The sequence below is a fragment of the Hydrogenophaga sp. YM1 genome (assembly GCF_016903055.1).
In the GTDB taxonomy this organism is placed as follows: domain Bacteria; phylum Pseudomonadota; class Gammaproteobacteria; order Burkholderiales; family Burkholderiaceae_C; genus Hydrogenophaga; species Hydrogenophaga borbori.
In genome coordinates this window covers 1,902,465-1,915,864 of sequence record NZ_CP070223.1, presented here as the reverse complement: position 1 = coordinate 1,915,864, position 13,400 = coordinate 1,902,465, and the positions used below count along the sequence as shown (strand labels likewise).

Sequence of the window (13,400 nt, the reverse complement as noted above, 5' to 3'; positions counted from 1 at the left end):
CTTTACGCATGAATCGAGAGCGGGTTGAATCGCGGGCGGACAAGCACCACCAGAAACAGGAGACAAGTCAATGAAGCCTTCCGCCCTCCGGCGCGCGCTGGGCGCCGCCCTTGGCGCCAGCGCCCTGCTCGCGCTCGCCGCCCCCGCGCTGGCCAACGAGGCCGCCTGGCCCACCAAGCCCATCCGCGTGATCGTGACCTTCCCGCCCGGCGGCAGCGCCGACGCCATCGTGCGCGCCATCGGCCCGCGCGTGAGCGAGAAGCTGGGCCAGCCGCTGGTGATCGAGAACCGCCCCGGCGCGGGCGGCAACATCGGCCTAACCGCCGTGGCCAAGGCCGAGCCCGATGGCCACACCGTGGGCCTTGGCGCGGCCGGCGCGCTGTCGGCCAACGTCAGCCTCTACCCCCAGATGCCCTACGACCCGGTGAAGGACTTCAAGCCGGTCTCGCTGGTGGCGGCCATCCCCTTCGTGTTCGTGGGCCACCCCTCGGTGGGCGTGCGCACGCAGGCCGAACTCATCGCCCTGGCCAAGCGCGACCCGAGCAAGCTGACCATCGGCCACGGCGGCAACGGCACGGCCATGCACCTCACGGCCTCGCTGTTCGACCAGATGGCGGGCACGAAGATCGTGCAGGTGGCCTACCGCGGCTCCGGGCCCGCCGCCGTGGACGCGCTGGCGGGCCAGATCCCGCTGGCCGTGACCGACCTGCCCGCCGCGCTGCCGCACATCCGCGCCGGCAAGCTGCAGGCCTTCTCCGTCACCAGCGACAAGCGCGTGCCCGCCCTGCCCGACGTGCCCACCGTGGCCGAGGCCGGTCTGGCGGGCTACGAATCGGTGGGCTGGTTCGGCATCGTCGCGCCCGCGGCCACGCCGGACGCCATCGTCAACAAGCTCAACGCGGCCCTGGTCGAGGCGCTCAACGACCCCGCCACGCAGGCCACCATCCGCGGCCTCGGCGTGGAGCCCGCGCCGACCACGCCCAAAGCCTTCGGCGACTACATCAAGTCCGAAACCACCAAGTGGGCCAAGGTGATCCGCACCGCTGGCATCAAACTCGAATGAGCCCCTCCTCCCCCCTGACCGATACGACCGGCGTGCCCACCACCGATGTGCTCATCGTGGGCGCCGGCCCCGTGGGCCTGACGCTCGCCATGGACCTCGCCGGACGCGGTGTGCGCGTCACCATCGCCGAGCTGCGTGCCTACAAGGAGCCGCCCAGCGTGAAGTGCAACCACGTGGCCTCGCGCACCATGGAACGCTTCCGCCAGCTTGGCGTGGCCAACCGGCTGCGCCAGGCGGGCCTGCCCGACGAACACCCCAACGACGTGGTGTTCCGCACCGCCATGACGGGCATCGAGCTCACCCGCATCCCCATCCCGAACCGGCTGGAGCGCTTCGTCGACAACGGCGGCCCCGACACCTGGTGGCCCACCGCCGAGCCGCCGCACCGCATCAACCAGATCTACCTGGAGCCCATCCTGCTGGAACACGCGGCGGCGCTGCCGAACGTGACCCTGCTCAACCGCACACGCGTGGACGGCTTCGAACAGGACGCCGATGGCGTCACGGCCACGCTCGTCGGCCTGGACGGTGGCGCCACGCGCCGCGTGCGCGCGCGCTTCCTGGTCGGCTGCGACGGCGGCGCCTCCGGCGTGCGCAAGGCCATCGGCGCGCGCTTCGAGGGCACGGCCGTGATCCAGCGCGTGCAGTCCACCTACATCCGCGCCAAGGACCTGCTGGGCCGCCTGCCCGGCAAGCCCGCCTGGTGCTATTACTCGGTGAACCCGCGCCGCTGCGGCACGGCCTTCGCCATCGACGGCCGCGAGACCTGGCTGGTGCACAACCACCTCAACCCGCACGAGACCGAGTTCGACTCGGTGGACCGCGACCAGAGCATCCGCCACATCCTGGGCGTGGGCGACGACTTCCAGTACGAGGTCATCTCCAAAGAGGACTGGGTGGGCCGCCGCCTGGTGGCCGACCGCTTCCGCGACCGGCGCGCCTTCATCGCCGGCGACGCCGCCCACCTGTGGGTGCCTTATGCCGGCTACGGCATGAACGCGGGCATCGCCGACGCGCTCAACCTGTCGTGGCTGCTGGCCGCTCAAGTGCAGGGCTGGGCCGACCCGTCCATGCTCGACGCCTACGAGGCCGAACGCCAGCCCATCACCGAGCAGGTGTCGCGCTTCGCCATGGACCACGCGCAGAAGATGATCAAGGCGCGCAGCGCGGTGCCGCCGAACATCGAAGCCGCCGACGCGGCCGGCGCGGCGGCGCGCGCCCTCATCGGCGACGAGGCCTACCAGCTCAACGTGCAGCAGTTCTGCTGCGCGGGCCTGAACTACGGCTACTACTACAGCGGCTCGCCCATCATCGCGGCCGATGGCGAGGCCGCGCCGGCCTACACCATGGGCGACTTCACGCCCTCCACGGTGCCGGGCTGCCGCGCGCCGCACTTCTGGCTGGCCGACGGCCGATCGCTGTACGACGCCTTCGGCGCCGGCTACACGCTGCTGCTCACGCAGGCCGGCACCGAGGCCCAGCCCCTGCTCGACGCCGCCGCCGAGGCCGGCGTGCCGCTGACGGTGCTGGACGTTTCCCGCGAAGCGCAGCGCCCGCCCGAGTACCGCCACGCCCTGCTGCTGTGCCGGCCCGACCAGCACGTGGTCTGGCGCGGCGACACGGTGCCCGCCGACGCGCGCGCGCTGGTGGCGCTGCTGCGCGGCGCCGCCCGCACGGACACCGGCGCCGCGCCCCACCCCAGCGCCGCGCTGGCCTGAGGCCGCCCGCCCCCGCCGGCCCCGCGCCGGCGGGGGCCCCCATGCCGTGTACATTGGCGCACCCCGCGTGCACCCCATCGAACCGGCCATGGACCTCCCCACCCACCAGCTGAGCATGACCGTGCTCATGACGCCCGACATGGCCAACTTCTCGGGCAATGTGCACGGCGGCACCATCCTCAAGCTGCTGGACCAGGTGGCCTACGCCTGCGCCAGCCGCTACGCGGGGCGCTACGTGGTCACGCTCTCGGTGGACCAGGTGATGTTCCTGCAGCCCATCCACGTGGGCGAACTCGTCACCTTCCTGGCCTCCATCAACCACACCGGCACCTCGTCCATGGAGGTCGGCATCAAGGTTGTGGCCGAGAACATCCGCTCGCAGGTGGTGCGCCACGCCAACAGCTGCTTCTTCACCATGGTGGCGGTGGACGACGGCGGCAAGCCCGTGCCGGTGCCACCGCTCAAGCCCGCCACGCCCGACGAACATCGCCGCCAGGCCGCGGCGCGCGTGCGCAAGCAGCTGCGCCAGGAGTTCGCGCAGCGCACCGAGGCCCTGCGCCAGGCGAGCTGAGCCGCGCCGCCCGGCCTGCCGGGAAAGCTTGACAGCGCGCGCCGCCCCGTGCCGGGAAAGCTTGCGACTTGCGGTCAAACCTCAAGAAAACCTGAGCCCGAAACACGCGCGCTCTAAAGATAGATTGCGGGCCTCCGAGATCGCAGACAGGCACGCACCCCACCCGGACCGTGCGGCTGAGGTCTCGATGTCTGTACCGGAGGTCCCCATGTCCCGCTGTCACACCCCCATTCGCCGCACCCTGGCCGCCGCCAGCCTGTGTCTGGCCACGCTGCCCGCGCTCGCGCAAAGCAGCGCCACCTTCGGCGTCACGGCCACCGTGCTGGCCAGTTGCACGGTGGTCGGCGGCATCCCCCTGGCGTTCGGCATCGTGTCGCCCGGCGTGCAGGCCGACAGCAGCACCGTCGTCACCGCCACCTGCACCGTGGGCACGCCCTACAGCCTCTCGCTCGACGCCGGCACCGGCAGTGGCGCCACGGTGGCCGACCGGCGCATGACCAGTGGCACGGACACCCTGGCCTACCGCCTCTACCGCGACGCCGGGCGCACCCAGCTCTGGGGCGATGGCACCAACGGCACCGTGTTCAACAGCAGCACCGGCACCGGCCTGCTGCAGTCCTTCACCGTGTACGGTCGGGTCCCGTCCAGCGCCACCGCCACGGTGGGTGTCTACGCCGACACCATCACCGTGACCGCCACCTACTGAGGCGCGGTGCGGCATGAAGCGCCTGCTCGCGCCGCTGCTCGCGCCAGTGGTTCTGGCGCTGGCCTTCCCGCCGGCCGCGTTGGCCTTCCAGGTGCGGCCCGTGCGGCTGGAACTGGGCAGCCGCGCCACGGCCTCGCAACTGACGGTGCACAACCCCACCACCCGCCCCCTGCTGCTGCAGGCCGAGGCCTTCGACTGGAGCCAGGACGGCGGGGCCGACCAGCTCAAGCCCACGCAGGCGCTCATCGTCAACCCGCCGATCTTCGAGCTTGCGCCGGGCGCCACCCAGGTGGTGCGCGTGGGCCTGCGCCAGGCGGTGGAGTCGGGCGTGGAGCGCAGCCACCGCCTCTGGCTGAGCCAGGTGCCCACGCCCGGGGACGCGGACGACGGCGTGCAGCTGCTGCTGCGCGTGAGCCTGCCGGTGTTCGTCACCGGCGTGGCCACGCCCGCCGCCCAGCCGCAATGGCAGCGCCACGGCGACACGCTGGAGCTGCACAACGCTGGCGGGCGCCACCTGCACGTGCATGGCCTGCAGCTCGTGTCGGACCAGGGCGGCAGCACACACTTCGGCCCCTGCTACGCCTTGCCCGGCCAGTTGTGCCGCTGGACGCTGCCGGCCGGCTGGTCGGCCGCCACCACGCGCTACGACGCCGACACCAGCGCGGGGCCGCTTCGCGGGGTGGTCGATGCGGTGGCGCCGCGTTGAGGCCCTGCTGCTCGCCCTCGGCCTGTGCGGCGCGATCACGCCCGCGCGCGCCGAACCCGCGCCGCGCCTGCTGGAGGTCTGGCTCAATGGCGAACGCGTCGACGGCTTCGCTCCCCTGATGGAGGATGACGGCCGCTGGTATGCCACGGCCGACACCCTGGCGCGCTGGCGCCTGCGCCCCGCCGATCCGCCGCGCACCATCGCCGGCGTGGCGCACCATGGTCTGCAGGACTGGTCGCCCCGCTTCGACAAGGCCCAGCAGCGGCTGGCGCTGCAGGCGCCGCCCGAGCAGTTCCTGGCCCAGCGCCTGCGCCTGGACGGTCGAACCGACGGCGAGGCGCCGCTGATGGAACCCCTGCCCGGCCTGGCCATGGACTACAGCGTCAACGCCGAACGCAGCGGCGGCCGGAGCAGCACCGCCGCCCTGCTCGACCTGCGCGGCTTCGGCTGGAGCACCGGCGGCCTGGCGCGCGCCAGCGGCGTGCTGCGCGCCGGCGCCAACCCGGCCGGACTGCCACGCTGGCAGCGGCTGGACACCAGCCTGCAGCACAGCGACCCCAGCGGCCTGCGGCGCGCCAGCCTGGGCGACGCCATCACCTGTGGCGGCGAGCTCGCGCCCGCGCTGCGCTTCGCTGGCGCGCAATACGGCACCGACTTCAGCCTGCGCCCCGACCTCGTCACCCAGCCCCTGCCCTCGGTGTCGGGCAGCGCGCAGGTGCCCAGCGGCGTGGACCTGCTGATCGACAACCGCCCCGTCGGCAGCGCCCAGGTGGGCCCGGGCAACTACACCCTGGACCAGCTGCCCGGCGTGACCGGCGCGGGCGAGATCCGCGTGGTGCAGCGCGACCTGCTGGGCGTGGAGCGCGTGCAGGTGGTGCCCTACTACAGCAGCCCGCGCCTGCTGCGCCAGGGCCTGCGCGAGCACTGCGTGGAAGCCGGCGTGCTGCGCCGCGGCTACGCCTCGGCCAGGGACACCTACGGTGGCGGTTTTGTCGCCGGCAGCCTGCGCCACGGCCTCAGCGACACGCTCACCCTGCTGGGCCGCGCCGAGGTGGGCCAGGCCGTGCGCGCCGTGCACCTGGGCGCGCATTGGGTGGTGGCGGGCGCGGGCGTGCTCAGCCTGCAGCTCGGGCGCAGCCAGGCCGACGGCGCTGGCGCCGGCCAGCGCACGGCCATCGGCTTCGAGCGCGTGGCGCGCGCCGGTAGCCTGAGCGCCACGATCGAAACCGCCGGCACCGGCTTCCGCTCGCTCGATGGTTCTCGCCTGCCGCAGCGGCGCGCCACCCTGTTCGCCGGCACCAGCATCGGCCAGACCAGCGTGTCCGGTGGCCTGGTCTGGCAGCGCGGCGCGCAGGGGCAGGACACACGCGTGCTCACGGCCGGCCTGCAGCGCCGCCTGGGTGCGCACTGGCACGCGGGCCTGAGCCTGTACCGGCGCGAAGGCCAGCTCAGCGCGGCCGTGCTGTTCACGCGCGCGCTGAGTCCCGACACCACGCTGGCCGCGCGCGCGCAGGCCGGTGGCGACGCCGGCCTCACCGTGCAGGCGCAGCGCAGCGAGCCCGACGCCGGCGGCCTGGGCTGGCGCCTGCAGGGGGGCAGCGACGCGCTGAGCGCCCTGGCCGGTGTGAGCTGGCTGGGCCCACTCGGCCGCGTGGAGGCGCAGGCCACGAAATGGCGCCACGACCCCGAGGCCCATCTGCGCGTCGCGGCGCAGGGCGGCGTGCTGTGGATCGGCGGTCAGCCCATGCTGGGCCGCACCATCGGCGAGGCCGCCGCCGCGCGCGTGGACATCGAGGGCATGGGCGGCGTGGGCGTGCGCCTCAACCACCGCGACACCGCCGTCACCGACGCCCAAGGTCGGGCCTGGGTCTGGGGCCTGCAGCCCTGGCAAGAAAACACCCTGGGCGTGGCCGCCGACGTACTGCCGCTGGACGTGGTGCTGGGCGTGCCCGAGCTGCAGGTGCGCCCGCCCGCGCAGACCGTGGTGCGCGTGCGTTTTCCTGCCCGGCGCACGCGCTCGGCGCTGGTCAGCGTGCGCCTGCCCGACGGCAGCCCCGTGCCACCGGGCGCGCGCGCCTACCGCATGCCCGCTGGCGCCCCGGCCAGCGACGAAGGCGCGCCCTTCGCCCACGGTGGCCAGGTCTGGCTCACCGATCTCGGGGACCTCAACACCTTGCGCGTCGAAGGCCCACAGGGCCTGTGCCGGGTGAGCTTTGCGCTCCCGCCGGACCAGGGCGCCGCCGCCACCCTGGGCCCATTGACCTGCACACCATGAACACCAAGCCCCTCCTGCGCGCACTGCTCCTGCTGGCCGGCCTGCTCTGCGGCACCGCCGCCCGGGCGCAGAGCTGCGGCGTGAGCGCCACGGCCCTGGCCTTCGGCAACTACACCTCGCCCGGCGGCGCGCGCGCCGACAGCAGCGCGGCCGTGCTGGTCACCTGCACGCCGCAGTACCTGCTGCTCGCCTGCAAGAGCAGCTACACGCTCTCGCTGTCCGTGGGCGACCACGCCAGCGGCGCCCAGCGGCAAATGGCCGCCGGCGCGGGCCGCCTGGCCTACGGCCTGTTCAGCGACAGCCTGCGCCAGCAGCCCTGGGGCGATGGCGGCGCCAGCGGTCCCACCACCGGCGGCACCATCACCACCAGCCTGCTCAACCTGGTGTGCCTGCCAGGCAGCAAGTCGCACACCCTCTATGGCCGCATCCCCGCCAACCAGAGCGTGCCGGCCGGCAGCTACAGCGACAGCGTGGTGCTGACGGTGACCTACTGAGGTGAGGAAAAAGTGATGAGCCGCGCAGGACGTGGAGGTTACTGAAGGCGCTTCCCATCCGCTCGCGCTTTCCCTCGACATGCAACGCTTCTCCTCCTTCTTCTTCTCGACCCCCAAGCCACCGTTCATCCCCCGCGCCGAGCACAAGCCCCTCATCCACCGAAGCGGCACCGAGGCCACCGACAACCCCCTGCCCTCCAGCCGCAACGAAGCCAACCGACGCAACGCGCGGTTCCTGGAGGAAGCGCTGAACATCCAGGACCAGCGGGTCCTCGCGCAGGCCACGCAGGCCTTGGAGTCGACGCTCAATGCCCTGCTCGACAGCCGCCCCCCGGTGCTGCGCGTCTGGGATGGCAACGGCGGCTGGCACTGCAGCGCCACGCCAGCGAATGCGCAGCAGGTGGAGCACCTGCTGCACCTCGGCCAGTTTCTGCTCCAGCACCGACAGAGGACCGCCGTGTTCGTGCTGTCGGCGACCGTGCTGCAACTGAAAGACCCTCACCACCCCCACATGCCCAGGCTCATGCTCGCCTGCGGCCAGGCCGTTCGCCAGTCGCGCGGAGACATCGACCCCCGCCTGCTGCAGGCCCTGCAGGGCCTGGCCAGCGACTGCGCCCAGGCGAACCGGCTGTCGCGCGATGAACTCGCGCTGTTCCTTTCAGCAGAGAAGGAAGCGCCGCCCCACCCCGCCTTCGACGCCCTGCTGGACCAGCTCGGCGCCAGCGCCGAGCAGCGCCGCCAGGCCCTGGAGCGCGACGACCTGCGGCAGGCGTTCGACACCCTGCAGTCGGGCGAGCCCCCAGCGCTCACGGTGTGGGACGAGGGCGGCTGCCGGCACTGCCTCGTGCCTCCGGGCGACGAGCGTGGGGGGCGCTTCGACCAGTTGGTCTGGTTCGCCCACCAGTTGCAGGCACTGCAGATTCCCGGCGCGGCCAACCTGCTCGCGGCCCTGAGCCTGGCCGCCCACCACCAGGGTGGCCGGGAAATCGACCTGATCGAAAGCTGCGGCAGGGCCCTGCTCGGCCGGCTCACCCCACCGCCCCACGGCCGCGCCCGGCCCGCGCGGGCCGGCGCCCTGCCCCGCGGGGTATTGAAGGCGCTGTGCGCACGCGTTGGCGAGCTGGTCGCCCGTGGCGCGCTCCCCGCCGAATGGCTGCAGACCTTTGAATCGGTTGCGCGACAGCACCAGGCCCCGGGCTGCGTGGCCGGGCTTCGCCTGCGGGGCATCAGGCTGGACATCCAGCGCCTGGGCGCCATGGGCGCGGCAGAGGAGCGGCAGGCACTCGCGGCGCGGCTGGTGCTCGACATCCAGAAGGTCCACCGCCTGCTGGGCGCCCATGGCCTGGACGGCAGCAGCGCCCTGGCGTTGATGCGAACGCTGCACGCCGTCTGTGGGAACGACGCCCAGGCCAAGGCCGTGCAAGCGGCCCTGGACGCCATGGGTCAGAAGACCCCGCAGCAACTCGCGCTCGAACAAGGCATAGACGACACGCGCGAGGCGATGGCGTCCTGGCTGCCATCGTTCGACAAGCACCCGGTGGACCGCGCGGTGCGCCTCTATCTGTCGCGCGACGACGCGGCCTCGACCAAGCTCACGCGGCGGCGCCAGAGGCAGCTTGTGCAATACATCGAGGATCTCGCGAACGGCCCCCAGCCCCCCCGCGCGCTCATCGAGCGGCTGGTGGAGTTCACCCTCAGCGCCTTTCCCACGCCAACCTCGACCACCATCGACGAAGCGCTGCGCCTGCTCGGCCAGCTGGACGGCGCCCCGCTCGGCGAGCGGCTGACCCTGTGGCTGCAGACCCTACCGGCCGGCACCCCTTGGACCACGCCCGAGCGAGAGCGCCTGGTCGCCCTGGTGCTGCGCGCGCCACTGTCCGCCACCACGCTGCTGAAGCTGTGCGTGGAGCGGGGCCCGTTGACCGGCGTCTCCCCTGCCGAGCAACAGGCTCTTGGTGCCTTGTCCTTTGGACTGAGCCAACTGGCCAGAGGCACGAAGACCGAAGCGATGCTCGTGCACGTACTGCACACGCTCGACAAGAGCGTCGTCGCCGACGTGCCAGAGTGGCGCCCCCTGACTCAAGGGCTGCTGGTCGCCTCGCTGGAACGGGACACCATCGTCTGCGAGTATTCGCCCGACTTGCTGCACTTCATCGTCGATTTCGCCATGCCGCCCGTCGAGCACACCGCTGCGGCCGAGGCCGCCTGCGCCGAACTGGCCGCGGTCCTGCGCCACACGCTGCTGCGCTTGGACATGCGCGAAAAAAGCAGCCGTCTGCCCGCCCCGGTCGAGCTGTTCGGCAGCACGCTGTTACAGCCCAGCGCGAAGCACATCGCGCGGTTGCGGCGGCCCGAAGGCCTGGCCCAGCTGCAGGCGGCCTGGCGGGCGCTGGGCCCCGAACGGCCCGAGGCCACCGCCCCCCTGCCCGCGGCCGACACGCCGGCCGCCGAACCCCCGCCCTTCGCCGGCTGACGCCAGGCGCGGCGCAAGCGGCGCCCCCGGGGCCCTGGGGCGCCATGCGTACACTCGTGGCACCCCATGAGCCCGCAAGACTACGTCCAGCAGAAGGCCGCCGCCTCCGGCAGCAGCTTCTACTACGCCTTCCTCTTCCTGCCGCCCGAGCGGCGCGCCGCCATCACCGCGTTCTACGCCTTCTGCCGCGAGGTGGACGACGTGGTCGACGAGGTGAGCGATCCGGGCGTGGCGCAGACCAAGCTGGCCTGGTGGCGCGGCGAGGTGGCGCAGGCCTTCGCGGGCCAGCCCAGCCACCCGGTGACGCAAGCCCTGATGCCGCTGGCCGCCGCCTACGGCATCGAGGCGCGCCACCTGCTGGGCGTCATCGACGGCTGCCAGATGGACCTGGAGCAGAGCCGCTACCTCGACTTCGCCAACCTGCAGCGCTACTGCCACCTGGTGGCCGGCCTCGTGGGCGAGGTCGCCGCGCGCATCTTCGGCCAGACGCAGGCGCGCACCACCGAGTACGCGCACCGCATGGGCCTGGCCTTCCAGCTCACCAACATCGTGCGCGACGTGGGCGAGGACGCGGTGCGCGGGCGCATCTACCTGCCCATCGACGAGCTGCAGCGCTTCGACGTGAAGGCGCACGAGCTGCTGCGCCGCGGCGCAGCGCCGGGTGGCGAGACGGCCGACTTTCAGCGCCGCTTCACCGCGCTCATGGCCTTCCAATGCCAACGCGCACTGGCCACCTACGACGAGGCCCTGGCCCTGCTGCCCGACGCCGACCGCCGCAGCCAGAAACCCGGCCTGATGATGGCCAGCATCTACCGCACGCTGCTGCGCGAGATCGCGGCCGAGCCCTTGCTGGTGCTCACGCGCCGCGTGAGCCTGACGCCGCTGCGCAAGTTCTGGCTCGCCTGGAAGGTGCAGGCGCTGGGGCGGCTGTGACCGGCGGGGGCGCCGTCCGGCCGCCCGAAGGCGCCCGCGCCGAGGCCGCCAGCGACGGGGCGTCGGTGGGCAGCGGCCCCAGCGTCGCCATCGTCGGTGGCGGCTGGGCCGGCTGCGCCGCCGCCGTGGCCGCCGTGCAAGGCGGCGCCCAGGTCACGCTGTTCGAGACCACCCACACCCTGGGCGGGCGCGCCCGCCGGGTCGACATCGCCCACCCCGACGGCGCGCCCCTGCCGCTGGACAACGGGCAGCACATCCTCATTGGCGCCTACACCGCCACGCTGGGCTTCATGCGCGCCGTGGGCGTGAACCCGCGCGAGGCCCTGTTGGCGCTGCCGCTGTCGCTGCGCTTCGCCGACGGCCAGGGCCTGGCGGTGCCGCCCTGGGCCGCGCGCTGGCCCGCGCCGCTGGACGCGCTGGCCGCCATGCTCGGCGCGCGCGGCTGGCGCACCACCGAGCGGCTGGCCCTGCTGCGCGTGTCGCTGCGCTGGCGCGCGCAAGGTTTTGCCTGCGGCGCGTCGGACACCGTGGCCACCGTCTGTAAGGGCCTGCCCCCGCGCGTGATGGACGAGCTGATCGGGCCGCTGTGCGTCTCGGCCCTGAACCTGCCGCCCGACCAGGCCAGCGGCGCCACCTTCCTGCGCGTGATGCGCGACGCGCTGTTCGGCCGCGGCGCGCCGGGCTTCGCGCCCTCGGCCCTGCTGCTGCCGCGCCACGACCTGTCCGAACTCGGCCCCGACCCGGCCGCGCGCTGGCTGCGCGAGCGCGGCCACGCCGTGCACCTGGGCCGGCGCATCGAACGCATCGAGGCGGACGGGCAGGGCTGGCGGCTCAGCGGCGAAGGCCGGAGCGAGCGCTTCGACCGCGTGGTCTGGGCCACGCCCGCGGCGGTGGCGGCCGACACACTGCGTGGCATCGCCCCCGACTGGGCCGGCACGGCGGCCGCGCTGGCCCACACCGCCATCACCACGGTCTACGCCCTGGGGCCGCGCGAGCACCCGCCCTTGCCCGCGCCCATGGTGTCGCTGCGCGGCCGCCCCGCCCAGTTCGCCTTCGACCGCGGCCGACTGCGCGCCACCGACACCGGCGTGCTGGCCTTCGTGCTCAGCGACAGCCACGGCGAACGCGAGGACCTGCAGGCCGCCACGCTGGAGCAGGCGCGCGCGCAACTCGGCCTGCAGGGCCTGATCCCGCTGCGCACCATCACCGAGCGGCGCGCCACCTTCGCCTGCACGCCCGGCCTGCGCCGCCCACCGGCCGCGGTGGCGCCCGGGCTCTGGGCGGCGGGCGACCACGTCGACGGCCCCTACCCCGCCACCATCGAAGGCGCGGTGCGCAGCGGCCAGGCGGCGGGCCAGGCGGCCGCGCGCGGGCGCTGAAAACGCCCCATCCGTGACGTACGGCGGTCTCATGGACCGCTTCGCCCCTCGGCACGGCGAATCGGGGCTGTTAACCTTGGCCCCTCGGGGGAACCTGGGCCGCGCGAGCGGCTCCCACCCCCTTTGTTGTTTCTTGACCCGAGGAAAGGAGCCCATCGCCATGCCGGTCAACACCGTTGCACGATCCCTGTTCCGCGGCCTGTTCGCCCTGAGTCTGGGTGTGGCCGCCATCAGCGCCCATGCCCAGAACATGGTCAGCATCAGCGGCAGCACCGTGAACATGCGCGATGGCCCCAGCCTGCAAAGCACCGTGCTGTGGGAACTGCGGCGCGGCTTTCCGCTGCAGGTGACCGAGCGGCGCGGCAACTGGCTTGAGGTAAAGGACTTCGAGGGCGACACCGGCTGGGTGGCGCGCTCGCTCACCGGCGACGAACCGCACCACATCGTCACCAGCAAGATCCTCAACGTGCGCAGCGGCCCCGGCCTGAACAACGAGGTGGTGGTGCAGGCCCAGTACGGCGAGCTGCTCAAAACCCTGGAAAAGCGCGGCGACTGGGTGCGCGTGGAGCGTGAGACCGGTGAGTCGGGCTGGGTGTCCGAGCGCCTGGTCTGGGGCTGGTGAAGCGCGGGCGGGCGCTCAGTCCTCGCTGAGGTAGCCCCGCTCCAGCTGCTGCTGCGGGTTCGAGAAGATGGCCATGGCCGTCTTCATGCGCAGGAAGCCGAACTTCCGATAGAACGGCTCCTTGCCGGGCACCGCGTACAGGATGATCTTCCTGTGGCCGCGTGAGCGCTCCACGAGGTGGGCAACGATCTGTTTGCCCAGGCCCGTGCCCTGGTGGCTGGGCAGCACGGCGATGTCGCAGAGGTAGGCGCAGTCGGCGCCGTCCGCCAGCGCCCGGCCGGCGCCGACCAGGCGGCCGCCCTCGAACACGAAGCACTTGAACAGGCTGTTGCCGAACACCGTTCGCAACAGGTCCGGCGGCTTGTCGCCCAGCGGAGCGTCCCGGTAGAGCGCGCTCAGCTCATCCCAATCGATGCCTTCGGTGGTGTGCCGCCAATCGAGTGCCATGCGCCCGCTCCCG

At 72.9% G+C, this 13,400-nt stretch carries 12 protein-coding genes; 11 read left to right on the top strand and 1 reads right to left on the bottom strand.

What is annotated here, in order from left to right; translation table 11 throughout:
• The first annotated feature begins 70 nt into the window (after positions 1-70).
• The 11 genes from JNX00_RS09125 to JNX00_RS09075 all read left to right on the top strand — a co-directional run bounded on the left by JNX00_RS09125 (position 71) and on the right by JNX00_RS09075 (position 12,940).
• Entirely contained in the window at positions 71-1,063 is a 993-nt protein-coding gene (locus JNX00_RS09125) for a tripartite tricarboxylate transporter substrate binding protein (RefSeq protein ID WP_070398041.1), read from the top strand.
• Complete coding sequence (locus tag JNX00_RS09120) at positions 1,060-2,781, top strand: FAD-dependent oxidoreductase (RefSeq protein ID WP_239478290.1); 1,722 nt, start codon at positions 1,060-1,062, stop codon at positions 2,779-2,781. The genes JNX00_RS09125 and JNX00_RS09120 overlap by 4 nt, the downstream gene beginning before the upstream one ends.
• Before the next feature lie 88 nt (positions 2,782-2,869).
• On the top strand, positions 2,870-3,352 hold the full coding sequence (locus tag JNX00_RS09115) for an acyl-CoA thioesterase (RefSeq protein WP_070398258.1): 483 nt from the start codon (positions 2,870-2,872) through the stop codon (positions 3,350-3,352).
• A 208-nt stretch (positions 3,353-3,560) separates the two neighbouring features.
• A complete protein-coding gene (locus JNX00_RS09110) occupies positions 3,561-4,058 on the top strand; it encodes a spore coat U domain-containing protein (RefSeq protein WP_070398043.1) in 498 nt (165 codons plus the stop codon).
• 13 nt (positions 4,059-4,071) lie between these two features.
• Positions 4,072-4,764, top strand: coding sequence for a fimbria/pilus periplasmic chaperone (locus JNX00_RS09105; RefSeq protein WP_204744751.1), 693 nt, complete (start codon positions 4,072-4,074; stop codon positions 4,762-4,764).
• Entirely contained in the window at positions 4,745-7,039 is a 2,295-nt protein-coding gene (locus tag JNX00_RS09100) for a fimbria/pilus outer membrane usher protein (protein WP_204744750.1), read from the top strand. The genes JNX00_RS09105 and JNX00_RS09100 overlap by 20 nt, the downstream gene beginning before the upstream one ends.
• On the top strand, positions 7,036-7,533 hold the full coding sequence (locus JNX00_RS09095) for a spore coat U domain-containing protein (protein ID WP_070398046.1): 498 nt from the start codon (positions 7,036-7,038) through the stop codon (positions 7,531-7,533). Before JNX00_RS09100 ends, JNX00_RS09095 begins: the two co-directional genes overlap by 4 nt.
• A 79-nt stretch (positions 7,534-7,612) precedes the next feature.
• Positions 7,613-10,006, top strand: a complete 2,394-nt coding sequence (locus JNX00_RS09090; RefSeq protein WP_204744749.1) for a hypothetical protein — start codon at positions 7,613-7,615, stop codon at positions 10,004-10,006.
• Between the two features lie 66 nt (positions 10,007-10,072).
• A complete protein-coding gene (gene hpnD, locus JNX00_RS09085; RefSeq protein WP_204744748.1) occupies positions 10,073-10,939 on the top strand; it encodes a presqualene diphosphate synthase HpnD in 867 nt (288 codons plus the stop codon).
• A gap of 65 nt (positions 10,940-11,004) precedes the next feature.
• Positions 11,005-12,318 (top strand): hydroxysqualene dehydroxylase HpnE, encoded by a 1,314-nt coding sequence (gene hpnE, locus JNX00_RS09080; RefSeq protein ID WP_204745032.1) that lies wholly within the window; start codon positions 11,005-11,007, stop codon positions 12,316-12,318.
• A gap of 160 nt (positions 12,319-12,478) precedes the next feature.
• Positions 12,479-12,940, top strand: a complete 462-nt coding sequence (locus JNX00_RS09075) for an SH3 domain-containing protein (RefSeq protein ID WP_070398049.1) — start codon at positions 12,479-12,481, stop codon at positions 12,938-12,940.
• A gap of 15 nt (positions 12,941-12,955) precedes the next feature.
• On the opposite strand, the gene JNX00_RS09070 is transcribed toward JNX00_RS09075, so the two are convergent.
• The gene (locus JNX00_RS09070; RefSeq protein WP_070398050.1) at positions 12,956-13,387 is read right to left on the bottom strand and encodes a GNAT family N-acetyltransferase; all 432 of its coding nucleotides are present in this window, start codon (positions 13,385-13,387) and stop codon (positions 12,956-12,958) included.
• Positions 13,388-13,400: the final 13 nt, after the last annotated feature.